Origin of the sequence: Sphaerotilus sulfidivorans, from assembly GCF_013426975.1 — a bacterium.
GTDB lineage: Bacteria > Pseudomonadota > Gammaproteobacteria > Burkholderiales > Burkholderiaceae_C > Sphaerotilus > Sphaerotilus sulfidivorans.
Genome location: NZ_JACCPY010000047.1, coordinates 1 through 24044, shown reverse-complemented (window position 1 = coordinate 24044; position 24044 = coordinate 1). Strand labels below are relative to the sequence as shown.

The following is a 24044-nucleotide window of genomic DNA, read 5'->3' as shown; positions in this document are numbered from 1 at the left end:
CTGTGGCCGCTCGGACAGAGCGTGATGCTGATGCTGATCGTCATGGTGCCCTGGGCCTTCGGGACCTTCGCGACCAATTCCGCCCAGCAGGCGCGGCTGGGCGCGGCGGCGCCGGCGCTGGCGCCGGCACTGCTGGCGCTCAATACCTCGGCGATCTATCTCGGCCAGGCGATCGGTGCGGCCTCGGGCGGCGTGATCGTCGATCTGCAGGGCTTCGGGGCGCTGCACGGCGTCAGTCTGGGCTGGACGCTGCTGGCGATCGCGCTGAGCATCTGGGCCGAGCGCCGTCTGCGCCGTGATCCGGACCATGTCTGAGCGCCCTGCCTTGCCCGACATCGTCCGCCCGGCCTCGCCCTGGGCGCTGTTCGTGGCCTTCAGCCTGCTGGCGCTGCAGGGCTTCGGCGGCGTCATCGCGATCGCGCAGCGGGTGGTGGTCGAGCAGCGCCGCTGGCTGACGAAGACCGAGTTCCTCGAGCTGCTGGCCGCCGGCCAGGTGCTGCCCGGGCCGAATGTGGTCAACCTCTCGCTGATGATCGGCGACCGCTTCTTCGGCTGGCGCGGCGCGCTGGCGGCGATGGGCGGCATGATCCTGCCGCCGATGGCGGTGGTGCTGGCCGCGACCGTGCTCTACGGCCGGCTGGCGCCGGATCTGCCGGCGCTGGCGGGTGCGCTGCGCGGCATGGGCGCGGTCTCCGCCGGCATGATCCTGGCGACCGGCCTGAAGCTGATGGGCGGGCTGGCGAAGCAGCCGCTGGGCCGGCGCGTCGGTCTGGTCTATGCCGGGATGACCGCACTGGCGGTAGGCGCGCTGCGCTGGCCGATGGCCGCCGTGGTGCTGGGCCTGGGCAGCGTCGCGGTGCTGCACGCCGCCTGGGTGATCCGGCGCGCGGAAGGTCAGCGATGAGCCCCGCCATGCCGGTCGACCTCTGGGCGATGTTCCTGCACTTCATGGCGATGTCGCTGCTGTCGATCGGCGGCGCGGTGGCCACCGTGCCCGACATCCACCGCTTTGTCGTCGAGGAACGCGGCTGGCTGGGCGATGCGCAGTTCACCGACTCGATTGCGCTGGCACAGGCCGCGCCAGGCCCGAACCTGCTGTTCGTTGCGGTGATCGGCTGGAATGTCGCCGGGCCGGCGGGTGTGCTCGCCTCGATGGCGGGCATGCTGCTGCCGAGCACCACGCTGGCCTGGGCCGCGACCCGCTGGGGTCTGCGACGGCGGGATCACCTCGGGGTGCGCGCCTTCACCGGCGGCATGTCGGCGATCACCGTCGGACTGCTGCTGTCGAGCGGCTGGATCCTGTCGCAGCCGGCATGGCGCATGCCGGCACGCCAGGCCACGGGCAGCGCGGTGCTGATGCTGGTCACGGTGGCCGTGATGCTGCGCACCCGGCTCAGTCCGATGTGGCTGATCGCGCTGGGCGCGGCGGTCGGGGCCCTCGGTCTGGCATGAGCGTGATCGCCAGCACGCCCGCCAGTGCCCAGGCTGCCAGCAGCAGCGGAAATCCGGTCTGCGGCGACCACTGCAGCGCCATGCCCCCCAGCGCCGGCGCCATCATGCCGCCCAGCGTGTAGGACATCACCAGCACAGCGGTGGCGCTGACCAGCGCGACGCCCTGGTGGCGGTGGCCGATGTCGATCATCGCCACGGTGTAGAGCCCGCCGCCGGCGCCACCCCACAGCAGCGCGATCAGCCAGGCCAGCGCGCCGGCCTCGCCCACCCACGGCAGCAGCAGCGTGGCGGCCAGATTGACCAGCGCGCAGAGCTTCCACACCGCCTGACGGCCGATGCGGTCGACCAGCTCGCCCACCGGCACCATCATCACCGCACTGCCCAGGCCGCTGGCCGACACCAGCAGCGCCGCCAGTGCCGCGCCCAGCCCGATCGCCAGGCCGTAGAGCGGCAGCACGCTGGACAGCCCCGCCTCGAAGAAGCCGCCGATCAGGCCGGCGGCCATCACCGCCGGCGCGGCGCGCAGCGCGTCCAGGATGCCGCTCAGGCCCGGCCGGGCACCGTCGTCCTCCAGATGGCTGTGCAGTGCCGGCACCCGCAGGCTCAGCAGCAGCGCCGCCGCCAGCAGACCGACCGCCAGCCAGCGGATCCAGCTCGCCTCCAGGCCGGCGCCGGTCAGCGCCGACAGGCAGGCCGGGCCGACGACGAAGGTCAGCCCGACCATCGTCTCGAACAGGCCGACGATGCGCCCTCGCCGCTCGGGGGGCGCCAGCTCGGCCACCATCGCCTCGGCGACGATCCAGCGCAGCGCACCCGCCATGCCGGCGATCAGATAGAGCAGCGCCCACAGCGGCACCGCATCGCTCAGATTGATGCCCGCATAGGCCACCAGCGGCACCGCCGCAGCCAGCAGCAGCGCGCGGCGTGCGCCGAGCCGGCGCACCCAGCCGGCGGTGAAGGGCGTGGCCAGCGCCATGCCCAGCCACTGCACCGCGCCGAACAGGCCGATCCAGGCCTCCTCCAGCCCGCGTGCCTTCAAGGTGAACAGCAGCAGCGGGCCGTACATGAACAGCCCGCACAGTTCGAGAAAGGTCGCCGCGAACAGCGCGATCAGCCCTCCCCGCATGGCTGCCTGGGACGATGCAGGCTTCAGAGCGGATCCAGCAGGCGGGGCAGCAGCGTCGCGGCGCTGCCGGTCAGGACGATGTGGGCCTCGTCGTCGATCTCACTGGCCTGGGTGTTGAGAATGACGACATGCGCGCCGGCATGACGCGCACGCGCCGCCAGGCCGGCGGCCGGCCAGACCGCACCGGAGGTGCCCACCACCAGCATCACGTCGCAGGCGCTGGCGGCCTCCTCGGCCGCGGTCAGGTCGCGGTAGTCGAGCGACTCGCCGAACCAGACCACGCCCGGGCGCAGCCGGTTGCCGCAGTCCGGGCAGCGCGGCGGACGGCCGGGCCCGACGCGGGAGGGCTCGCAGGGACGGCGCATCAGGTCCTCGCCGCGCGGGCAGGCGTCGAGCCAGCGGTCGGTCAGGATCGAGCCGTGCAGCGCGACGATGCGTGCGCCCTCGCCCGCCCGGGCGGCCGCGCGCTGGTGCAGGTCGTCGACGTTCTGCGTCAGGATCGTCAGCCGGCCCGGATGACGCGCCGCGTAGCGCGCCAGCGCGACATGGCCGGCATTGGGTTCGGCCTGGCGCACGCCGTCGCGGCGCATCTGGTACCAGTCCCAGACCCGCTGCGGATCGGCGCGAAAGCCCGCCTCGCTGGCCAGCTGCATCGGGTCGAGGTTCGCCCACAGCCCGGTCTGCGCATCGCGAAAGGTCGGGATGCCGCTCTCCGCCGACATGCCCGCCCCGCTGAGCACGCAGACCGACGCGGCCTGGCGCAGCTTCGCCCGCAGGTCGCGGAACGGGTGGGCATAGCGGCGGTCGCGCATCAGTCCGCTTTCGGCGCCTCGGTCGGCGCTTCGGTCGAGATGTCTGCCGAGGCGGGGGTATCCGCGGCGGCCGGCAGCGTGGCGGTGCCCGCCTTCAGGCGCTGGCGCAGCGCCTCGTACAGGCACACCGCCGAGGCGACCGAGACATTCAGGCTCTCGACCGCGCCCATCATCGGAATCCTCACCAGCCGGTCGCAGGTCTTGCTGGTGAGATCGCGGATGCCGCGGTCCTCGGCGCCCAGCACGAAGGCCACCGGACCGGACAGGTCGAGGTCATGGATCGAGTCGGTGGCCGCATCGCTGGTGCCGACGATCAGGATGTCGCGCTCCTTGAGCTCGAGCATCGTGCGCGCCAGATTGGTCACCATGAAGTACGGCACCGTCTCGGAGGCGCCGCTGGCGACCTTGGCCACCGTCGCGTTGATGCCGACCGCATGGTCGCGCGGCACGATCACGCCGTGCGCGCCCACGCCGTCGGCCACCCGCAGGCAGGCGCCCAGGTTGTGCGGATCGGTCACGCCGTCGAGCAGCAGCAGCAGCGGCGGGCCCTCGACGCCGTCGAGGTGGTCGTCGATCGAGTGCGTCACCGGCAGCGGCGACACGAAGGCCATCACGCCCTGGTGGCGCGGGTTGCCGACGAGCTTGTCGATGCGCTTGGCATCGCTCTCGACGAGGTTGCGACCGGCCTCGCGGGCACGGTCGAGGAACTGGCGCATCCGACCGTCGCGGCGGGTCGGATCGAAATGGATCTCGCGGATCGTGTCGGGCGCGGTCTTCAGGCGGACCTGGATGGCATGAAAGCCGAAGAGGAGGGATCGAGACATCCGCGCATTATCCGCCGCTATCCGACCCGCCGGCCGGCCTCGATGCGGATCTGCCGGTCGCAGCGCGCGGCGATGCCCGGATCATGGGTCACCAGCACCAGCGTGGTGCCGGCCTCGCGGTTGAGTTCGAGCATCAGCTGCATCACCGCCTCGCCGGTGGCATGGTCCAGGCTGCCTGTGGGTTCGTCGGCCAGCAGCAGCGCCGGACGCACCACGAAGGCCCGCGCCAGCGCGACCCGCTGCTGCTCGCCGCCCGACAGCAGCTTCGGATAGTGGCCCAGCCGCGCGCCGAGCCCAACCCGGCCGAGCATCTCGGTGGCCAGCGCCCTGGCCTCGCGCACGCCGCGCAGCTCCAGCGGCAGCATCACGTTCTCCAACGCGGTCAGGTGCGCCATCAGCTGGAAGCTCTGGAAGACGAAGCCCACGCGCTCGCCGCGCACCGCCGCGCGCGCATCCTCGTCGAGCGAGAACAGGTCGATGCCGTCGAGCTTCACCGTGCCGCTGCTGGGCACGTCCAGCCCGGCCAGGATCGACAGCAGCGTGCTCTTGCCCGAGCCCGAGGCGCCGACGATGGCCACCGATTCCCGCCGCGGCAGCGCCAGATCGATCTCGTGCAGAATCGTCAGCTCGCCCGTGGCGTCGCGCACCCGCTTGCTCACGCCCGAGACCTCGATGATCGCCGTGCCTGCCGTGTCCTTCATGTCGCCCTGTCCTGGATTCGCCCCGAATTGGAAGCGTCGCCACTGTATCGCGGCGCTGCTGTCCCTGGCTGTCGCCGGGTCCGCCTCGGCCCAGGCGCCGGGTGCGGCGACGCGACGCGTGCTGATCGTCGGCGACAGCCTGTCGGCGGAATACGGCATCGCGCGCGGCAGCGGCTGGGTGGCGCTGCTCGAGCGCAGGCTGGCGGACCGCAAGATCGCGGCAGGCGTCATCAATGCCAGCATCAGCGGCGACACCACCTCCGGCGGTCGCGCCCGACTGACGGCGCTGCTGGCGCAGCATCGGCCCACGCATGTGGTGATCGAGCTGGGCGGCAACGACGCGCTGCGCGGCCTGCCGCTGAAGCAGACCGAGGCCAATCTGGTGGCGATGACACGCGCCGCACGCGAAGCCGGCGCGAAGGTGCTGCTGGTCGGCATGCAGGTGCCGCCCAACTATGGCGCCGCCTATGCCCGCGACTTCGCGGCGCTTTTCGCTCAGGTGGCACAGGCCGAGAAGACCGCGCTGGTGCCCTTCCTGCTGGCCGGCATTGCCGATGATCCGGCCGATCCGCTGCGCTGGTTCCAGCCCGACCGGATCCATCCGGTCGCTGCCGCGCACCCGCGCATTCTCGACAATGTCTGGCCGGTGCTGCAGCGCTGGCTCAGCCCTTCGGGGGCGTGAAGCCGGACATGCCGGGAAAGAAGCTCTCGGCCTGCTTCTGCATCTGCTCCTGCATCTGGCTCATCAGCAGGCGCGACTGGTCGAGGTAGCCGCTCATCATGTTCTGGATCACCGGGTTCTGGCCGGACATGAACTGCGTCCAGGCCTCCGGCGTGAAGGCCTTGCCCTCATACAGGCCGCCGGTCTGCTCGCTCAGGTTGCGGTGCATCTCGACGAAGCCCTGCAAGTTCTTCTCGAGATAGGCGCCCATCAGGCCCTGCATGGTGTGGCCGTAGAAGCGGATGATCTGCGCCAGCATCTGGGTCGAGAACATCGGCATGCCGGCGCTCTCCTCTTCCAGGATGATCTGCAGCAGGATGCTTCGGGTCAGGTCCTCGCCGCTCTTGGCGTCGCGCACCTCGAAGGTCTGGGCCTCCAGCACCATCTGCTTGACATCGCTGAGAGTGATGTAGCTGCTGGTGCGGGTGTCATAGAGACGGCGGTTCGGGTACTTCTTCAGCACGCGCAGCCCGTCGGTGCGACCGGGCTCGGCCTCGGTCTCGGCGGTGCGGCGATTCGATGGCATGCAAATTTCTCCTGTGTGCGTTGCACAAAGATTCTAGGCATCCGGCTGACCGGGCTCCGGTCAGGGTTTGCCCCCGAGTTCATCGAAAGCAGTGGATCGCGGACAGACCGGAAATGCAAGAGTGTCTGACTCGCTTTGCAGGCCCCGGTTCCGCGGGAAAGAACGAAGACAAAAACAGAGCCCGCGAACAGCGGCCAGAGAATGGCGAGGCACCAACGAAAAAGGCGCCGGGGATCAGCCGGCGCCTTTTGGGATATCTGGTAGGCACAATTGGATTCGAACCAACGACCCCCACCATGTCAAGGTGGTGCTCTAACCAACTGAGCTATGTGCCTGCACGTCTTTCTGAAGAAACTCGATTTTATCCAGAAAACCTGCCTATCTGCAAACTTGCAGCAGATCAGGGATTCTGGTAGGCGCGATTGGATTCGAACCAACGACCCCCACCATGTCAAGGTGGTGCTCTAACCAACTGAGCTACGCGCCTGAAAAACCGCTTTTCATCCAGAAGGACAAAAACCTCTGGTAGGCACAATTGGATTCGAACCAACGACCCCCACCATGTCAAGGTGGTGCTCTAACCAACTGAGCTATGTGCCTGTCGAGCCCTCGACTATAGCACGGTTCGAATTCGCGTCAATCATTTTCTTCGCGCACTGAGCACGCCGCCGATCTGGGCGACCTGAGCCAGCACATGGGCCAGCGCGGCGGAACTGCTGACCTCGATGGTGAAGGTCATCCAGGCCGTGCCGCGCATCGACTGGGTATGCACGCCGATGACATTGGTCTTCTCGCGCGCAAAGACTTCGGAGATGTCGCGCAGCAGCCCCTGGCGGTCGTGGGCCATCACCGAGACATTGACCGGATAGACCGGCGCCCGGCCCATGACCGGCGGCGCCTCGCCCCACTGGACCTCGATGATGCGTTCGGGATGGCGTGCGGCCAGCTGACGGAAGTTGGCGCAGTCCGAGCGATGCACCGCCACGCCCTTGCCGCGGGTCACGAAGCCGCCGATCGTGTCGGGCGGCGCCGGGCGGCAGCAGTGCGCCAGCTGGGTCAGCAGCGACTCCACCCCCACCACCAGCACTGCGCTCTTGCCCGACAGCGCGCCGGTGGCCGGGCGCGAGACCTGGACTTCCTCCTGCGGGGTCAGCGGCGCCGGCGCAGGGGGCGGACGCAGCACGCTCTCGATGTTGCGCAGCGAATACTCGTCCTTGCCGACGAGCTCGAACAGCGCCTCGGCATTGCGGAAACCCAGCTGCGCGGCCAGATCGTCGAGCCGGATCGCGGTGCGGCCCTCGCGCTGCAGCAGCCGGTCGACCGCCTCGCGGCCGCGTGCGATCGTGTCCTGCAGCGCCCGCGCGTTGAACCAGGCCCGTGCCTTGGCCCGCGAACGCTGGCTCTTCAGATAGCCCTGCTGCGGGTTGAGCCAGTCCAGCGACGGGCCGCCTTCCTTCGCCGCGATCACCTCGATGGTCTGGCCGCTCTGCAGCGGTGTGTTGAGCGGCACCATCTGGCCATCGACCCGCGCGCCGCGGCAGCGGTGGCCCAGATCGGTGTGCAGGTTGTAGGCGAAGTCGACCGCGGTGGCGCCGGCCGGCAGCTCGATCAGGCGCGCTGCCGGCGTGAAGACATAGATGCGGTCCTCGAAGAAGCCCTGCGCCGGCATGTTGTGGCCGACGAAGTCGCGCTCCCAGGCCAGCAGCTGCTGCAGCACCGCCCGCCGCGCCTGCGCGACCCGGTCCTCGAAGTCGCCGGCGGCGCTGACCCCCGCATAGCCCTTGGTGCCGGCCTCCTTGTAGGCCCAGTGCGCGGCCACGCCGCTCTCGGCACGATCGTGCATCTCGCGGGTGCGGATCTGGATCTCGATCGGGCGTGCGCCGTCTTCGGGGCCGTCGACCACGACGGTGTGCAGCGACTGGTAGCCGTTGGGCTTGGGCCGGGCGATGTAGTCGTCGAACTCGTCGGGCAAGGCCCGCCAGACCTCGTGCACCCGGCTCAGCGCCGCATAGCAGTCCGGCACCGAGTCGACGATGACCCGCATCGCACGCACATCGAAGACCCGCTCGAAGGGCAGCTTCTTGCCCTGCATCTTCTTCCAGATCGAGTAGATGTGCTTCGGGCGGCCGTGCACCTCGGCGGTGATGCCGGCGCCGGCCAGCTCGGCCTCGAGCCGGCGGCGTGCCGCCTCGATGCTCTGCTCGCGCTCGATGCGCTTCTCGTCGAGCAGCCGGGCGATGCGCTTGTAGTCGTCGGGCCGGAGGAAGCGGAAGGCCAGATCCTCCAGCTCCCACTTGATCTGCCAGATGCCGAGCCGGCTGGCCAGTGGCGCGAAGACCTGCTGCGCCTCGCGCGCCAGCGCCGCCGGGCATGGCAGCTTGGTCGCGGCGTAGAAACGCAGCGTCTGCAGGCGTGAGGCCAGCCGCAGCAGCACCACGCGCAGGTCGCGAGAGAAGGCCAGCAGCATCTTGCGCACCCGCTCGATCTGCTCGGCCTGGAGCTCGCGGTCGGTCTCGTCGGTCCAGGCGGCGCGCGCGTTGCGCTGGATGCGCACCAGCTGTCGGGTGTGCGCGACCAGGCTGGCGTAGGACGCGCCGAAGGCCTGCTCGACCACCACTTCCGGCTCGGCGAGGAAGTCCCCGGCATAGACCAGGTAGACGGCCGCCTGCATCGACGGTGCCGCGCCGATGCCCCGCAGGATCGCAGCCACGCCGTCGGCATGCTCGAGCGCGTTCTCGCCGGTGTCGAAGCGGCTGCTGGCCAGCAAGGGCTCGGCGAAGCGGCGGGCCCGATCGAGACGCTCATGCTCCTCGGTGACGCTGTCGATGCTCGGGCCGGCGGTGGTGGAGTCCGCGAGCTGGACGATCGCGGCAGGCGCCTCGGTCGGGTCGAGGCTGAAGGTCTTCATCAAGGCAAGGGAATCACGAAGAAAGGAAACACACCGGAGCGGCCTCAGCCGCCGAGCAGGAAGTCGCGCACGCAGTCGACCTGGTCGGGCTGCATCAGCATCGGCGCATGGCCGACGCCGGCGAACTCGACGCAGCGCGCCTGGCGGCCGCGCTGCACCATCGCCTGCGCGGTCTGTGCCGACAGCAGATCGGACTCGGCGCCGCGCAGCAGCAGCAGCGGATCCTCGATCGACGCCCAGGACTGCCACAGCAGCGCCTCGCCGATGCGGCCGATCTCGGGCGTCCAGCTGCGGAAGGGCACCGCGATGGCCGGGTCGTAGTGCAGCCGCCAGCCGCCCTCGGGCGCCGGATGCAGCATCGGACGGCCCAGCTCGGCCCACTGCTCGGGCGTGTGCGGACCGAAGCTGGCCGAGATGGTCTGCAGGTAGGAGATGCCCTGCTCGACCGACTCGAAGCGCAGCGGCTGGCCCAGGTACTGGCCGATGCGCGCGATCGCGACCGGCTCCAGCGCCGGGCCGACATCGTTGACCACCATGCGGCGGATCAGCGGCGGCTGGCCGGCAGCGCGCAACCCGGCCAGGCCCATGCCGATCAGGCCGCCCATCGAGGTGCCGACCCAGTCGACCCGCTCGACGCCCAGCCGCGCGATCAGCGTGACCATGTCGGCCACATAGGTCGGAATCTGGTAGAGCGACGGGTCAGTCAGCCAGTCGGAGCGCCCGCGCCCGACCACGTCCGGGCAGATCACCCGCCGGTCGGCGGCCAGCGCGCGCGCCAGCGTGTCGAAGTCGCGGCCCTGCCGCGCTAGGCCATGCACGCAGACGACCACCTCCGGATTGGCGGGGTCGCCCCATTCGGCATAGGCCATGCGGTGCAGACCGCCGGGATGGGCACAGGTCACATGGTGCAGTCGAGGTTCTTGCATGGCGACAACAGGGGGTTCGACATCGACGATGGGGCTGTCAGGCGAAGCAGGAACTTCGCGTTCGATAATGCATGTTAACCAACCCGCTCCCCAACCCCCATTCTTCGGAGGAAGACAGATGCTGAAAGGCAAGACCGCGCTGGTCACCGGATCGACCAGCGGCATCGGCCTGGGCGTGGCCCTGTGCCTCGCACGTCAGGGTGCCGACGTGATTCTCAACGGCTTCGGCGATGCCGAAGGCCCGAAGGCCGAGGTCGCCGCGCTGGGCGTGAAGGCCGGCTATCACGGCGCCGACATGAGCAAGCCCGCCGACATCGAGGCGATGATGGCCTACGCCGAGGCCGAGTTCGGCGGCGTCGACATCCTGGTCAACAACGCCGGCATCCAGCATGTCGCGCCGGTCGAGGACTTTGCCGTCGAGCGCTGGGATGCGGTCATCGCGATCAACCTCAGCTCGACCTTCCACACGACGCGGCTGGCGCTGCCGTCGATGAAGGCGAAGAACTGGGGCCGCATCATCAACATCGCGTCGGTGCACGGCCTGGTGGCCTCGACGCAGAAAGCCGCCTATGTCGCGGCCAAGCACGGCGTCATCGGCCTGACCAAGGTGACCGCGCTGGAGAACGCCACCACCGGCGTGACCTGCAACGCGATCTGCCCGGGCTGGGTGCTGACGCCGCTGGTGCAGAAGCAGGTCGACGCGCGCGCCGCCCGGGACGGCGTCGACAACGACGAGGCGGTGCGCCGGCTGCTTGGCGAGAAGCAGCCCTCGCTGCAGTTCACCACGCCGCAGGAACTGGGCGAACTCGCGGTGTTCCTGTGCTCGCCGGCCGCCAACAACGTGCGCGGCGTGGCCTGGAACGTCGATGGCGGCTGGACGGCGCAGTGATGCCGCGAGGCGTCGTGCCTGACGCGCTCAGCGCGTCATCGTGACGGTGCCCTGCACCGTCACCCCGAGCGTGGCCTGGCCGCCTTCGGTCGGCAGCGGTGCCGCCGCCTCGGCTGCGGCCATCGACGGGGACATGCGCGCCATCACCATCGGCGGGCGCATGCCGCCGTCGACCTCGGCATCCTGCACCGTGACCTCGCGCACCGTGTAGCCGCCGTAGCCGAAATGGCGCGACATCTCGGCCGCCCGCTCGCGAAAGCGCCGGATCGCCTGCTCGGTCAGCGCCGATTCATGCCGCTCGCGGGCCTCCCGCGACAGGCTGTAGCCGGTCGAGACGATGGTCATGCCCGGCAGCCGCCCGGACAGCGCGGCGATGCGTGCGGCGTCACGCCCTTCCAGCGTCAGCCCGGCGCTGCCGCTCCAGCCGGAAATGCGACCGTCGCGGCCATGGCGGGGCTGGATCGAGAAGCCGCTGGTGCGCACCGTCATCTGCTGGCCTTCGGCCGCGCGGCGCGCCTCGTTCAGGGCAGTGTCCAGCACCTGCTTGAGTGCGGTCTGCACCTGGGCGGCATCGCTGCCCTCCCGGGTGACCTGCAGCATGACGGCGAGCTGGTCGCGGGCGACCTCGGTCTGTGCGCTGGCCGACAGGCTCAGCTGATGCGCCGGCCCACTCGCGATGGGCGGCGTCTGCGCCTGGGCGGCCGTGCCCAGCAGCAGCGCGGGCAGCAGGGCCAGCAGCCATGCGCGCGACGAAGTGCGAAGAACAGAGGACATGCAGCTTTCCGTTCGATGAAGACGGTGAAGCCCTGTCAACGGCACGAACCATCGGTCCGCTGACAGACATCGTGAATAATTCAACGGCAACCCCCTGGAAAGCTGCATTCCGTGCCGCACTACACCAGAGCGCAATAGATGTAACAGGGGGTCAGACTGGATGAAAAGCCGGTCCGACCTGCGCAGAATCGCCACTGTTACAAATCCGGAGCCCCTGATGAACACCGCCAACGCCCAGCGCACCGACCGCATCGTCGTCGTCGACGACGACGCGCGCATTCGCGACCTGCTGCGCCGCTACCTGACCCAGGAAGGCTTCGAGGTGCTGCTGGCCGAGGATGCCAAGGCCCTCAACCGCATCCTGACCCGCGAGACCATCGACCTGATCGTGCTCGACCTGATGCTGCCGGGCGAGGACGGCCTGTCGATCTGCCGCCGGCTGCGTGCGGCCAACGACCTGACCCCGATCATCATGCTGACCGCCAAGGTCGAGGATGTGGACCGCATCGTCGGCCTGGAGGTCGGCGCCGATGACTACCTGCCCAAGCCCTTCAATCCGCGCGAGCTGCTGGCGCGCATCCATGCGGTGCTGCGTCGCCGCCCGGTCATGGAGGCGCCCGGCGCGCCCTCGCGCGAAGCCCAGACCGTCGTCTTCGGTCCTTTCGAGTTCGATCTGGCGCTGCGTCGCCTGACCCGCGACGGCGAGGTGATCTCGCTGACCACCGGCGAGTTCTCGATGCTCAAGGCCCTGGTGCGCCATCCGCGCCAGCCGCTGAGCCGCGACAAGCTCGCGCAGCTGGCACGCGGTCGCGAGTTCGAGCCCTTCGACCGCAGCCTCGATGTGCAGGTCTCGCGCCTGCGCAAGATGATCGAGCCCGATCCCTCGCAGCCGCGCTACATCCAGACGGTGTGGGGCGTCGGCTATGTCTTCGTGCCGGATGGCGCGGCATGAATTCACAATCCTGATACATTTCGTTTCAAACAGCCTGAAGAGTTGTCTGAGACGCTGAAATGCATCAGGGGAGTTCATCGAGCCGCAGCCCCGGGCCGTGGTGACCGACAGACGCTGCCGACCTGATTCCATGGCCTCCACCACCCCATCCACCTATCCCGTGCCCGAGCGCGAGCCCCTGTCTCGGGTTCTGCTGCGGGGTCTGGGCATGCTGGTCCGGCGCTACATGCCGATGAGCCTGTTCTGGCGCACCTTCCTGCTGCTGTCGCTGATGCTGGGCGCCGGCATCCTGGGCTGGGTCTACACGCTGCGCTTTCTCGAGCTCGAGCCGCGGGGCGTGCAGGCGGCGCAGCAGATCGCCAGCCTGGTGAACCTGTCGCGCTCGGCGCTGCGCTACACCGACCAGGTCAACCGGGTCGCGCTGGTCAAGAACATCGCCGAGCAGGAGGCGGTCAAGCTGCAGCCGCGCGAGCCCAACGACCGCTGGCAGCCCTTCGAGGTCGACCGCTTCACCCGGGCCATCGGCTCGGAGCTGCGCAGCCAGCTCGGACCGCAGACCATCGTGGCCAGCAGCGTCAATGGCCAGCCGGGGCTGTGGGTCGGCTTCCTGATCGAGACCGACAACTACTGGCTGCAGGCCGACCGCAACCGGGTGCAGCCGGCGGTCACCGGCAAGACCACCTTCGTGGTGATGAGCCTGACCTTCGTGCTGACGCTGGGCGGCTCGGCGCTGATCGCCGGGCTGATCAACCGGCCGCTGCGCCAGCTCAGCTTCGCCGCCAGCCGCATCCGCGATGGCGAATATGCCGAGCGGCTCGACGAAGACACCACCACCCGCGAGATCCGCGAGGTCAACCGCGGCTTCAACCGCATGGCGCGCGAGCTGGCCAAGATCGAGGACGACCGCGCGGTGATGCTGGCCGGCATCAGCCATGACCTGCGCACGCCGCTGGCGCGCATCCGCCTCGAGACCGAGATGAGCGTCTACGACGAGGAGGCCAAGCGCAACATGGCCGCCGACATCGACCAGCTCGACGCCATCATCGACAAGTTCATGGACTACGCGCGGCCGACCGAGGTCAAGCTCGCGCCGATCGTGCTGGCGGTGCTGCTCGACACGGTGATCCGCCGCGTCAACGGCGAGCATCTGAAGGTGGTGGCCCGGGTGACGACCGATGTGCGGGTCATGGCCGACGAGACCGATCTGGACCGCGTCTTCGCCAACCTGTTCGAGAACGCGCGCCGCTACGCGCAGGGCGAGGACGGGGTGGCGCGGGTCTCGGTCACCTTCGCGCGTGCCGGCGAGTGGGTGCTGGTGAGCGTGCGCGACGAGGGCCCCGGCGTCAGCCCGGAGCAGCTCGCCCGGCTGACCACGCCCTTCTACCGCGGCGACAAGGCCCGCACCCACACCCACTCGACCGGTGCCGGCCTGGGCCTGGCCATCGTCGACAAGACGGTGACGCGCATGGGCGGCCAGCTCGAGCTGGGCAACGCGCCCGGTGGCGGCTTCGTCGCCTACGTCAAGCTGCGCCGGGCTCCTGCGGCCTGAAGACGGCTGCGGGCAGCGTCAGCACGAAGGTCGCGCCCTCGCCGGGGCGGCTCTCGGCGCGCACCGTGCCGCCCATGCGCTGCATGGCCTTGCGCACCAGTGCCAGGCCGACGCCGGTGCCGGGATAGTCTTCCATCCGGTGCAGGCGCTGGAAGATCTCGAAGATGCGGTCGTGATAGGCCATGTCGAAGCCCACGCCGTTGTCCGACAGCCGCAGCTCGATCGCGGCCGAGGCCTCGGGGCCGAGCCGGCGAACGGCGATGCGCACCCGTGGCGGCTGGCTGGCGGCGCTGAACTTGATCGCATTGGCCAGCAGGTTGCGCAGGGCCAGCATCAGGCCCTCACGGTCGACGCGCACGCCCAGCGGCGCTTGAGGCACCTCCAGCTCCAGCACCACGCCGCCGCGCTCGAGGTCGGTGCGGGCGTCCTCGATCACCTGGCCCAGCACCGACGCCAGCTCCACATCCTGCACCGAGATCGCGCGGCGTTCCATGCGCGCATAGGCCAGCAGGTCGTCGATCAGCTGCCCCATGCGCAGCGTGCCTTCCTGGATGCGCTCGGCGAACAGCCGGCCCTCCGCATCGAGCTGCTGCGCATGCTCCTCGAGCAGCAGCCGGCCATAGCCCTCGATGCCGCGCAGCGGCGCCTTCAGGTCATGCGAGACGGTGTAGACGAAGCTCTCGAGCGACTGGTTCAGCTCGGTCAGCTCGCGGGTGCGTGCCTCGACCCGCTGCTCCAGCTCGATGTTGATCCGGCGCAGCGTCGCCTCGGCCTGGCGGGTCTCGGTGACATCGAGCGTGGTGCCGACGAAGCGCTGGATGCGACCCTCCGCACCCAGCTCGGGATAGATGGTCACGCTGAACCAGCGCGCCGGGCCGAGATCCGGATGGCGACGGAAGACCTCGACGTTGCGCTCGGGCGTCACGCCCTGGGCGAAGCTCTGCAGCATCATCCGCACCGCCGGCTGGTCGGCCTCATGCACCCGGGCAATGAAGTCCTCGAAGCTCGGCACGCCGGCGGACGGGTCGGCGTTGAACAGCGCATACATCTGCGCCGACCACCAGCCCCGGCCCGGCCCGACGTCATAGGTCCAGCTGCCCAGCCGGGCGTGCGCCTCGGCCTCGTGCAGCCGGCGCACCTGGATCGCCAGCTCGGCACGCGCCGCATGCAGCTCGCTCACGTCGAGCAGCACGCCGTGAATGTCGACCACCTGCCCGGCCGCATCCCGCACCAGCCAGGTTCGGTCCTCGATCCACATCCAGCGGCCGTCGCCGTGGCGGATGCGGTATTCCTGCCGGTACTCGTCCGGCCCCTGCGCCAGATGCCGTGCCACCTCGCCGGCAATGCGCGGCAAGTCCTCGGGATGCATCAGGTCGGCGTAGCGGAGGCGGCCCGACAGCAGATCCTGGCGCCGGTAGCCCCAGAGCGCGATGCTGTCGCTGACATAGCGCGCCGGCCAGCCCTCGGCGTTGCGCCAGGTCATCACCACCACCGGCGAATGCGAGATGCGGTCGGCCAGCTGCTGCAGCTCGGTCTGGCGCTGCTGCAGATCGGAGGCCATCAGGTCGACCGCCCGGCCGATCAGGGCCAGCTCGTCGGCGCCCCGCAGCCCGGCCCGCGCCGACAGGTCGCCCCGACCGAGCTGCACCGCGGTATGCCGCAGCTGGTCCGCACGCCGGAACCACAGCAGATGCAGCAGCAGTCCGAACAGGCTCACGCTCAGCAGCGTCAGCAGCAGCTGCTGCAGCAGGTCGGAGCGGGCCTGGGCCTGCCGCACGGCCAGCGCATGGCTGATGTCGACACGCACCAGCAGCAGACGCGCCGGCTCGACGCCGACCGCGCCGAACAGCAGTCGCGCCTGCCCGGGCCCGTTGGTGGTGCGCAGCCGCAGCTCGGACGGCACCGCCTGCTGCAGCGCCATCAGGGCGTCACGCTCGGCCGGTGGCAGCGCGATCAGCACCGTCGAGAGGCGCCGCCCGATCTCGGCACGCGAGAGTGCGGCAGCGATGCGCCCATCCTCTTCGATCAGCCAGGCCTGCATCAGCCCTTCGTGCAGCGCCAGGCCGGCCACCAGCCGGCGCGCCTGTCCCATGTCGCCCTGGCCGGTCGCCTGCGTCAGCCGGCCCTGCTCGAGGGCCAGCCGCTCGCGCAGGCGCTGCTGCTCGGTCTGCAGCACGCTGGCATCGAGTTCGCTGACACGCAGGCGATGGCCCAGCAGGCTGACCGCCAGCGCAAAGAGCAGCATCAGCACCGGCAGCAGCAGCCGGGCCGGCCAGCGCAGCAGCCAGCTGCCGCGTCCCGGCGATTCCACGGACTTCTTCTTCTCGCCGTTCATGGCTGACCCTTCGTGGTCGCACCGGCCTGCCACAGGCGCAGCGCCCGGTCGTCGATCAGCGTCTTCCAGTCGACCGGACGGCTCAGCAGCTGCAGGCGCTGCAGCGTGCGCTCCATCAGCCGGCCATGCACGGCCAGCGGACTGTGGCCATGCTCGTCCTGCCGCAGCTCCTGCAGGCTGATGTCCAGCGGCAGCAGCTTCAGCCCCTTCAGCGTCTGCAGATAGTCCGTCTCCGACAGGTCGGTGCCGATGGCCAGCAGCGCGGCCGCAGCCGCGGGATCATGCTCGAGCGCCTGACGCCCGCGCTCCCAGGCCTGCAGCAGCGGCAGCAGCCGCTGCGGCGCGATGCCGCGGCGCACCACCAGCACATCGATGATCTCGCCCGGCATCTGCCGGCTGTCGAAGATGCGGCGCATGCCGGCCTGCTCGAGCTGGCTGGCCATCGGCTCGAAGGTGATGACCGCGTCGACGCGGCCCGCGCGCAGCATGTCCGCATGCTGGGCCGCCTCGACATGCAGGGTGCTCACCTCGTTCGGGCGCAGCGATCCTTCCTGCAGCAGCTGCTCCAGCACCACCGCCCCCAGCGCGGTCTTCTCCAGGCCGATGACGCGCCCGCGCAGATCGCTGGCCTGCAGCACATCCGGGCGCGCCAGCACCGCGTCTGCCCCTTCCGACTGGTTGATCATCGCGATGATCACCACCGGCAGGCCGCCGTCGGCCAGACGCAGCGCCTCGTCGAGCGTCAGCGCCGCACCATCGAGCAGGCCGTTGCGCAGCGCGCGCAGGCTGTCGGTGTTGGAGAACATGTCGATGATGCGCAGCACCTGGGCATCGACGCCGCCCTGGTCACGCGCCAGCACCAGCGGGTCGTAGCCGACCCAGGCATTGATGCCGATGCGCAGCGGCGCCAGCGGCATCTCGACGCAGCCCCCCAGCAGCGCCGCGGCCAGCGGCACGGCAGGGACTCGGAACAGGAAACTGCGTCGGTTCAGGGTCATGGCGGTGAAGGCTGAAATTCATCTTAGCAGCGCCACCGCAGCGTTCTTGTCCGGTCAGGCCCGCAGCTGCGGGCTTCTCCGTAGAATCCGGGCCCTTCTTTCCGTCGTCCGTCATCCGTCACCGCGAGCCGCCGCCATGCCCCTGCGTCCCGACATCGAACTGCTCTCCCCCGCTCGCGACGCCGACATCGGCATCGAAGCGATCAACCACGGCGCGGATGCGGTCTACATCGGCGGCCCGGCCTTCGGCGCGCGGGCCTCGGCCGGCAACCCGGTGGCCGACATCGAGCGGCTGGTGAAGCATGCGCACCGCTTCGGCAGCCGCATCTTCGTGACGCTCAACACCATCCTGCGCGACGACGAGCTGGAGCCCGCACGCCGCATGATCCGCCAAGTGCACGAGGCCGGCGCCGACGCGCTGATCGTGCAGGACATGGGCCTGCTCGAGCTGGACCTGCCGCCGATCGATCTGCACGCCTCGACGCAGACCGACATCCGCACGCCCGAGAAGGCGCGCTTCCTGCAGGACGCCGGCTTCTCGCAGATCGTGCTGGCACGCGAACTCACGCTGGAACAGATCCGCGCGGTGGCGGCGCAGGTCGACCGCGCGACGCTGGAGTTCTTCGTGCACGGCGCGCTGTGCGTGGCCTATTCCGGCCAGTGCTATGTCAGCCACGCCCAGACCGGCCGCAGCGCCAACCGCGGCGACTGCTCGCAGGCCTGCCGCCTGCCCTACACCGTGACCGACACGCAGGGCCGCATCGTCGCGCACGACAAGCATGTGCTGTCGATGAAGGACAACAACCAGAGCGCCAACCTCGAGGCGCTGGTCGACGCCGGCATCCGCAGCTTCAAGATCGAGGGCCGCTACAAGGACATGGGCTATGTGAAGAACATCACCGCCCATTACCGCCAGCTGCTCGACAGCCTGTTCGAACGCCGCCCGGAGCTGCACGCCGCGTCGGCCGGCCGCGCCAGCTTCACCTTCACGCCCAATCCGGACCGCAACTTCAACCGCGGCAGCACCGACTACTTCGTCAACGGCCGCCAGGACGACATCGGCGCCTTCGACACCCCGAAGCATGCCGGCCTGCCGCTGGGCTGGGTGGTGCGCGTCGACAAGGACCATCTGGACGTGCAGCTCGACGCCGGGGTCGATCCGCTCAACAACAACGACGCCCTGACCTACTACACGCTGCAGAAGGAGCTGACCGGCCTGCCGATCGACACCGCACAGCCGCTCGACGCGAAGCAGCGCCTCTGGCGCGTGGTCCCGAAGGAGCCGCTGGACACCTATCCCGACCTGCGCCGCGACACCCAGCTCAGCCGCAACCGCGACATGAACTGGGTGCGGCTGCTGGAGAAGAAGTCGGCCGAGCGACGCATCGGCGTGACGATGCGGCTCGACGACACGCCGGACGGGCTGGCGCTGACGGTGAGCGACGAGACCGGGGTGACGGTCTGCGCCGAGATCGCGCTGCCGAAGAAGGAGCCCGCGCGCGATCCCATCAAGGGCGAGGCCGCGCTGCGCGAGCACCTGGGCAAGCTGGGCGCGACGATCTTCCGCGCCGACGCCGCCGACATCGTGCTGGCGACGCGCCGGCCGTGGTTCGTGCCGCCGGGCGTGCTCAACGCGCTGCGCCGCGACGCCTTCGAGCAGCTGGAAGCCGCACGCCTGGACGCCCATGTGCGCCAGACGCGCTGGCCGGAGGTCACGCCGCCCGTGCCCTATCCCGACGACACGCTCAGCTACCTGGCCAATGTCTACAACTCGAAGGCGCGCGACTTCTACGCCCGCCACGGCGTCAAGGTGATCGAATCGGCCTACGAGAGCCATGAGGCGCTCGGCGATGCCAGCCTGATGATCACCAAGCACTGCGTGCGCTTCTCGCTCAGCCTGTGCCCGAAGCAGGCCAAGGGCGTCACCGGCGTGCAGGGCACGATCCGCGCCGAGCCGCTGACCATCACGCACGGCGACGAGGTGCTGCAGCTGCGCTTCGACTGCAAGCCCTGCGAGATGCATGTCGTCGGGCGCATGAAGAAGAACGTGCTCAACCGTGCCGCCCGCGAGGAAAAGGCCAGCCTGGCCACCGGCGTGCCGATGCAGTTCTACCGGACGCGGCCGGCGGCGGCAGGGCGCTGAAGCCCCCCCTCCCGTCATCCCCGCGCCCGGCTCAGCGTGCGCAGTCCAGCAGCAGCGTCACCAGCGCATCAGGCGCGCTGATCATCGGGTCGTGGCCAGTGGCCAGCTCGAGCACCTGCCAGCCGGGCTCGCGGCGCACCCGCTCGCGCATCACCGCGATCGTCGGCAGGGCCGGTGCGGTGCAGTCGATGAAGGTGCGCGGCAGCGTGGCGATGCGCGCGGCGTCGAAGTCCAGCCGATCCTGGTAGACGCCTGCCGGCTGCGGCGTCTGGCGGCGGTTGACCCAGTCGCGGTCAGCGCCGTCCAGGCCGAAGACGGCCGCGTCCGGCGGCGGCATCGCGCCGTCGGGGCGCTGCGCGGCGGCCTCCAGGCGGGCCCGGACCGTTTCCGGCGCGTGCTGGCTGGACCAGGATTCGCCCGGATGTGGCGTCACCGCGTCCACATAGACCAGATGGCGCGGCTTCAGCCCGCGGGCCAGCAGCGCATCGGCCACGCCGGTCATCACCAGGCCGCCGTAGCTGTGGCCGACCAGCACCAGATCGTCGCCCAGCTCCTCGGCATCGATCAGGCCGAGCACGTCGGCGATGTGGTCGCGCAGGCGCAGGTCGGGGCGAAGCAGGTGCGCCCGCTCGCCCACGCCGGTGAGCGTGACCGCATGCGCCTCGTGCCCCGCCGCCCTCAGCCCCGGCAGCACCCGCCGCCAGCACCAGGCACCGTGCCAGGCCCCGTGGATCAGCACCAGCGCGCTCATCGCGGGGCTCCGGTGCCGGCGCGGGCCATGTCCACGCCGCGGTTCGCCAGCTCGTCCGCCTTCTCGTTGCCCGGATCGCCTGCATGGCCCTTGACCCAGCGCCACTCGATCCTGTGCAGCTGCGACAGCGCGTCCATGCGCTGCCAGAGTTCGACGTTCTTCACCGGCTGCTTGGCGGCCGTCTTCCAGCCGCGCGCCTTCCAGCCGTGAATCCAGGTGGTGATGCCGTTCTTGACGTACTCGCTGTCGGTGTAGAGCACCACGTCGCAGCTGCGCTTCAGGCTGGCCAGCGCCTCGATCACCGCGGTCATCTCCATGCGGTTGTTGGTGGTGCCGTTCTCGCCGCCGCACAGCTCCTTCTCGTGGCCGTCGCTGCGCAGCCAGGCGCCCCAGCCGCCCGGGCCGGGATTGCCCTTGCAGGCGCCGTCGGTGTAGATGGTGACCTGGGGCCGGCGGATCGGCGCCCGCACCGGGGGCGCGCTGTCTTTGCTGTCGTTCATCGGTCCTCGCAACGCGGCACGGGTCGGCCGCGGGTGACGACGGCCGGCGCGGCCGCCCGGCGTCGTCGGTTGATCTTCCACTGCGGCCCGCCGAGCAGGCGCACCGCCCTCACCCGCTTGACCGCCACCATCAGGTACACCGAGCCCAGCACCGGCCACCAGCGCTCGCCCGCCGCATCGCACCAGGCGCTGCGCTCGAGCCAGCGCTGCGTGCTGAACGGCGGCCGGTAGCAGCCGAAGCGCCCCGATTCCACCTCCAGCCCCAGCAGCCGCAGCCAGTCGCGCAGCCGGCGCCAGCCGATGAGCTCGCCGGTGCCATGCGCCGGCAGTCCGGTGCGGCCGCGCCAGCCCGGCACGCCCAGCCGCTCCAGGCCATGCGCGGCACCCCACAGGCTGAGCGGATTGAAGCCGACGATGACCACCCGGCCTTCGGGCATCAGCACCCGCTCGACCTCGCGCAGCGTCTGGTGCGCGTCGCCGCTCATCTCCAGCGTGTGCGGCAGCACCACCAGATCCAGGCTGCCGGACGGAAAGGGCAGCGTCTCGAAGGCGCTGAGCACGCTCACCGCCAGCGCGCCGCCGCCCTCGGGCGGACTGCCGCCCGCGCCCAGGCCGCCCGGCGGCAGCAGCGCCAGATCCGGCCCGGCCTCCAGCGTGCCGTCGTTGAGCAGCCAGCGGTGGCTGATGCGGCTGGCCCGCAGGGCCTGCACCATCGGCCAGCCCAGCTGCACTGCGTGATAGCCGAAGATGTCCGCCACCACATGGTCGAGCTGGCGCTGCTCCCAGGCCAGCAGATAGCGTCCGGCCGGAGATTCCAGCCAGGGGGCCATCTCTATAATCAGCGAATCCTGTGCCATGAATCTGATCGCGCTGCCCGCCTTTGCCGACAACTACATCTGGATGCTCCACGACGGCCGGCAGGCCCTGGTGGTGGATCCGGGGGATGCCACGCCGGTGCTCGAGACGCTCGAGCGGCTGGGGCTGCATCTGAGCGGCATTCTAGTGACTCACCATCATGGCGATCATGTCGGCGGTCTGCAGGCCCTGGCCGGCTCGGCGCACGGGTGCACCGCGCGCATCCTGGGGCCCTCCGACGAGCCGATGCCGGTGCCGGTCGAGCCGGTGCATGACGGTGACCGTTTCGAGATCGGCCCCTGGTCGATCACGGTCTTCGAGGTGCCCGGCCATACCCGCGGTCATCGGGCCTTCGTGATCCGCCCGATCTGCGAAAATCACGACATGACTCCCGTGCTCTTCTGTGGCGACACCCTCTTCTCGGCCGGCTGCGGCCGGCTGTTCGAGGGCACGGCCGCGCAGATGCACCGCTCGCTCGTGCGGCTTTCGGCGCTGCCGGAGGACACGCAGGTATGCTGTGCGCACGAATACACGCTGGCCAACCTGCGCTTCGCACGCGCGGTCGAGCCTGACAATCTGGCCGTGGTCCGCCACGAGACGCAGTGCAAGAGCCTGCGCGAACGCGGTCTCCCGACGCTGCCGAGCACGCTCGGCCTCGAGCGGGAGATCAATCCCTTCCTGCGCTGCGAGCAGCCCGGGGTGATCGAGAGTGCGGCTGCGCAAGGTGCGTCCGCCCTGGATCCGGTCTCGGTCTTCGCTGCGATCCGACAGTGGAAAGACACTTACCGATGAACCGATCTCCCCGCCGTGCCACCTTTGCCCTGTCGGCGCTGATGATGGCGCTTGCCGGCTGCGCCACCGTCGACGACGGCGTGCAGCCGCCGCCCCAGATCACCACCGTCGGCTCGCGCGATCTGCCGGCCCAGGGCCGCAGTGCGGAAGGCCCGCTGGCCCCGCTGCCCGCACAGGTTGCGGCCGCGCCGGCCGCCGCACCGGTGCTCGAGGATCCTCGTGATGCCGCCGGCATGCCGGTCGATCCGCTGTCGCCGGATGGCCAGGGCGTGATCGATGCCGAGAAGGCACGCAAGGATCTCTGGGTGCGCGTGCGCACCGGCTTCGGCATGCCGGATCTGGACAGCGAGCTGGTCCGCCAGCACGAGCGCTGGTATGCCAGCCGTCCGGACTACGTGCAGCGCATGACCGACCGCGGCTCGCGCTACCTTTACCACATCGTCGAGGAAGTCCAGCGCCGCGGCATGCCCACCGAGCTGGCGCTGCTGCCCTTCATCGAGAGCGCCTTCAATCCGCAGGCACTGTCCTCGGCCCGCGCCTCGGGCATGTGGCAGTTCATGCCGCTGACCGGCAAGGACTACGACCTCAAGCAGAACCTCTTCCGCGACGATCGTCGCGACGTGCTGGCCTCGACCCGCGCCGCGCTCGACTACCTGAGCCGGCTCAACAAGATGTTCAACGGCGACTGGCAGCTGGCGCTGGCCGCCTACAACTGGGGCGAAGGCAACGTCAAGCGCGCCATCGCCCGCAACGAGCGCGCCGGCCTGCCCACCGACTACGAGAGCCTGTCGATGCCGGCGGAGACGCGCCACTACGTGCCGAAGTTCCAGGCGGTCAAGAACATCGTGCTGGCACCGCAGAACTTCGGTCTGGCGCTGCCCAAGCTCGAGAACCATCCCTATTTCCTGAGCGTGCCGATCCGTCGCGACATCGACGTGGCGGTGGCGGCGCGACTGGCCGGACTGCCGCTCGAGGAGTTCAAGGCGCTCAATCCGCAGATGAACAAGCCGGTGATCCTGGCCGCCGGCACGCCGCAGATCCTGCTGCCCTACAACAGCGCCGACACCTTCGTGAAGCGCCTGGCCTCGCACCAGGGGCCGCTGGCGAGCTGGACCGCCTGGGTCGCGCCGAAGACGATGAAGACCGCCCAGGCGGCCGAGCTGGTCGGCATGAGCGAGGCAGAGCTGCGCGAGATCAACCGGATCCCGCCGAAGATGCTGGTCAAGGCCGGCTCCACGCTGCTGGTGCAGCGCGCCGAGACCCGTGCGGCCGATGTGCCCGAGCATGTCGCCGACAACGCCCACATGGCACTGGCGCCGGACGTGCCGCCGCTGCGCAAGGTCGCCATCCGGGCCCGCAAGGGCGATACCGTGGCCGCGCTGGCCAAGCGCTACCGGGTGAGCGCAAACCAGATCGCCGCCTGGAACCGCATCGACGACGGCACCCGCTTCCGCAAGGCGCAGGCGCTGGTCATCTGGGTGCCGACCGGCAGCAGGATCGCGCCGGTGGC

22 protein-coding genes, 3 tRNA genes and 1 pseudogene are annotated in these 24044 nt (G+C 69.9%); 10 read left to right on the top strand and 16 right to left on the bottom strand.

Features of this window, described 5'->3' with window-relative positions; translation table 11 throughout:
• From HZU84_RS18500 to HZU84_RS18490, 3 genes and pseudogenes are all read left to right on the top strand, one after another.
• A pseudogene (locus HZU84_RS18500) lies at window positions 1–315 on the top strand (MFS transporter); the annotation flags it as partial.
• On the top strand, window positions 308–904 hold the full coding sequence (locus tag HZU84_RS18495) for a chromate transporter (RefSeq protein ID WP_149503559.1): 597 nt from the start codon (window positions 308–310) through the stop codon (window positions 902–904). The pseudogene HZU84_RS18500 and the gene HZU84_RS18495, both read left to right, overlap by 8 nt.
• Window positions 901–1452 (top strand): chromate transporter, encoded by a 552-nt coding sequence (locus tag HZU84_RS18490; protein ID WP_149503560.1) that lies wholly within the window; start codon window positions 901–903, stop codon window positions 1450–1452. The genes HZU84_RS18495 and HZU84_RS18490 overlap by 4 nt, the downstream gene beginning before the upstream one ends.
• Here HZU84_RS18490 and HZU84_RS18485 read toward each other — a convergent pair.
• The 4 genes from HZU84_RS18485 to HZU84_RS18470 are packed head-to-tail and all read right to left on the bottom strand — an operon-like array spanning window position 1394 to window position 4915.
• Complete coding sequence (locus HZU84_RS18485) at window positions 1394–2578, bottom strand: MFS transporter (protein ID WP_149503561.1); 1185 nt, start codon at window positions 2576–2578, stop codon at window positions 1394–1396. The genes HZU84_RS18490 and HZU84_RS18485 overlap by 59 nt on opposite strands.
• A 23-nt stretch (window positions 2579–2601) precedes the next feature.
• Window positions 2602–3390, bottom strand: coding sequence for an SIR2 family NAD-dependent protein deacylase (locus HZU84_RS18480; protein WP_149503562.1), 789 nt, complete (start codon window positions 3388–3390; stop codon window positions 2602–2604).
• Window positions 3390–4214: a 23S rRNA (guanosine(2251)-2'-O)-methyltransferase RlmB gene (gene rlmB, locus HZU84_RS18475; RefSeq protein ID WP_149503563.1), complete on the bottom strand. Its 825-nt coding sequence runs from the start codon at window positions 4212–4214 to the stop codon at window positions 3390–3392. The genes HZU84_RS18480 and rlmB overlap by 1 nt, the downstream gene beginning before the upstream one ends.
• A 17-nt stretch (window positions 4215–4231) precedes the next feature.
• On the bottom strand, window positions 4232–4915 hold the full coding sequence (locus HZU84_RS18470) for an ABC transporter ATP-binding protein (protein ID WP_244954483.1): 684 nt from the start codon (window positions 4913–4915) through the stop codon (window positions 4232–4234).
• Between HZU84_RS18470 and HZU84_RS18465 the strand changes: the two genes are divergently transcribed.
• Window positions 4914–5597 (top strand): arylesterase, encoded by a 684-nt coding sequence (locus HZU84_RS18465; RefSeq protein ID WP_244954516.1) that lies wholly within the window; start codon window positions 4914–4916, stop codon window positions 5595–5597. The two genes, HZU84_RS18470 and HZU84_RS18465, sit on opposite strands and share 2 nt — an antisense overlap.
• Here the strand turns inward: HZU84_RS18465 and phaR are convergent.
• The 6 genes from phaR to HZU84_RS18435 form a co-directional block, all read right to left on the bottom strand.
• Window positions 5578–6162 carry a polyhydroxyalkanoate synthesis repressor PhaR gene (gene phaR / locus HZU84_RS18460; protein ID WP_149503565.1) on the bottom strand — a complete coding sequence of 195 codons (585 nt, stop codon included), beginning with the start codon at window positions 6160–6162 and terminating at the stop codon, window positions 5578–5580. The genes HZU84_RS18465 and phaR overlap by 20 nt on opposite strands.
• Window positions 6163–6420: 258 nt before the next feature.
• A tRNA-Val gene (locus tag HZU84_RS18455) sits at window positions 6421–6497 on the bottom strand.
• Window positions 6498–6572: 75 nt separating this feature from the next.
• Window positions 6573–6649 (bottom strand) — tRNA-Val (locus tag HZU84_RS18450).
• 36 nt (window positions 6650–6685) lie between these two features.
• A tRNA-Val gene (locus HZU84_RS18445) sits at window positions 6686–6762 on the bottom strand.
• Window positions 6763–6802: 40 nt separating this feature from the next.
• Window positions 6803–9070 carry a RelA/SpoT family protein gene (locus tag HZU84_RS18440; protein ID WP_149503566.1) on the bottom strand — a complete coding sequence of 756 codons (2268 nt, stop codon included), beginning with the start codon at window positions 9068–9070 and terminating at the stop codon, window positions 6803–6805.
• A gap of 44 nt (window positions 9071–9114) precedes the next feature.
• Window positions 9115–9996 carry an alpha/beta fold hydrolase gene (locus HZU84_RS18435; protein WP_149503567.1) on the bottom strand — a complete coding sequence of 294 codons (882 nt, stop codon included), beginning with the start codon at window positions 9994–9996 and terminating at the stop codon, window positions 9115–9117.
• A 118-nt stretch (window positions 9997–10114) separates the two neighbouring features.
• On the opposite strand from HZU84_RS18435, the gene HZU84_RS18430 reads away from it, so the two are divergent.
• Window positions 10115–10885, top strand: a complete 771-nt coding sequence (locus HZU84_RS18430; RefSeq protein WP_149503568.1) for a 3-hydroxybutyrate dehydrogenase — start codon at window positions 10115–10117, stop codon at window positions 10883–10885.
• A 27-nt stretch (window positions 10886–10912) separates the two neighbouring features.
• On the opposite strand, the gene HZU84_RS18425 is transcribed toward HZU84_RS18430, so the two are convergent.
• On the bottom strand, window positions 10913–11659 hold the full coding sequence (locus HZU84_RS18425; protein ID WP_149503569.1) for an SIMPL domain-containing protein: 747 nt from the start codon (window positions 11657–11659) through the stop codon (window positions 10913–10915).
• A gap of 217 nt (window positions 11660–11876) precedes the next feature.
• Here HZU84_RS18425 and ompR point away from each other — a divergent pair, with 217 nt between their 5' ends.
• Together ompR and HZU84_RS18415 are read left to right on the top strand one after the other, a co-directional pair.
• Window positions 11877–12611, top strand: coding sequence for an osmolarity response regulator transcription factor OmpR (gene ompR, locus HZU84_RS18420; RefSeq protein ID WP_037478588.1), 735 nt, complete (start codon window positions 11877–11879; stop codon window positions 12609–12611).
• A 130-nt stretch (window positions 12612–12741) separates the two neighbouring features.
• Window positions 12742–14160, top strand: coding sequence for a sensor histidine kinase (locus HZU84_RS18415; protein ID WP_180693062.1), 1419 nt, complete (start codon window positions 12742–12744; stop codon window positions 14158–14160).
• On the opposite strand, the gene HZU84_RS18410 is transcribed toward HZU84_RS18415, so the two are convergent.
• Window positions 14132–16495: a PAS domain-containing protein gene (locus HZU84_RS18410; RefSeq protein WP_149503570.1), complete on the bottom strand. Its 2364-nt coding sequence runs from the start codon at window positions 16493–16495 to the stop codon at window positions 14132–14134. The genes HZU84_RS18415 and HZU84_RS18410 overlap by 29 nt on opposite strands.
• Window positions 16492–17493, bottom strand: a complete 1002-nt coding sequence (locus HZU84_RS18405) for an ABC transporter substrate-binding protein (RefSeq protein ID WP_149503571.1) — start codon at window positions 17491–17493, stop codon at window positions 16492–16494. Before HZU84_RS18405 ends, HZU84_RS18410 begins: the two co-directional genes overlap by 4 nt.
• A 136-nt stretch (window positions 17494–17629) precedes the next feature.
• Between HZU84_RS18405 and HZU84_RS18400 the strand changes: the two genes are divergently transcribed.
• The gene (locus tag HZU84_RS18400; protein WP_149503572.1) at window positions 17630–19636 is read left to right on the top strand and encodes a peptidase U32 family protein; all 2007 of its coding nucleotides are present in this window, start codon (window positions 17630–17632) and stop codon (window positions 19634–19636) included.
• Window positions 19637–19667: 31 nt separating this feature from the next.
• On the opposite strand, the gene HZU84_RS18395 is transcribed toward HZU84_RS18400, so the two are convergent.
• From HZU84_RS18395 to HZU84_RS18385, 3 genes are read right to left on the bottom strand one after another with little or no spacing between them, the layout of a single operon-like run.
• A complete protein-coding gene (locus HZU84_RS18395; RefSeq protein ID WP_149503573.1) occupies window positions 19668–20387 on the bottom strand; it encodes an alpha/beta fold hydrolase in 720 nt (239 codons plus the stop codon).
• Window positions 20384–20887, bottom strand: coding sequence for a ribonuclease HI (gene rnhA, locus HZU84_RS18390; protein WP_149503574.1), 504 nt, complete (start codon window positions 20885–20887; stop codon window positions 20384–20386). The genes HZU84_RS18395 and rnhA overlap by 4 nt, the downstream gene beginning before the upstream one ends.
• Window positions 20884–21717 (bottom strand): class I SAM-dependent methyltransferase, encoded by an 834-nt coding sequence (locus HZU84_RS18385; RefSeq protein ID WP_244954484.1) that lies wholly within the window; start codon window positions 21715–21717, stop codon window positions 20884–20886. The genes rnhA and HZU84_RS18385 overlap by 4 nt, the downstream gene beginning before the upstream one ends.
• 25 nt (window positions 21718–21742) lie before the next feature.
• On the opposite strand from HZU84_RS18385, the gene gloB reads away from it, so the two are divergent.
• Both gloB and HZU84_RS18375 read left to right on the top strand, forming a co-directional pair.
• On the top strand, window positions 21743–22534 hold the full coding sequence (gloB, locus tag HZU84_RS18380) for a hydroxyacylglutathione hydrolase (protein ID WP_149503576.1): 792 nt from the start codon (window positions 21743–21745) through the stop codon (window positions 22532–22534).
• The coding region (locus HZU84_RS18375) for a transglycosylase SLT domain-containing protein (protein WP_257644648.1) at window positions 22531–24044 on the top strand (1514 nt) is incomplete at its 3' end. The genes gloB and HZU84_RS18375, both read left to right, overlap by 4 nt.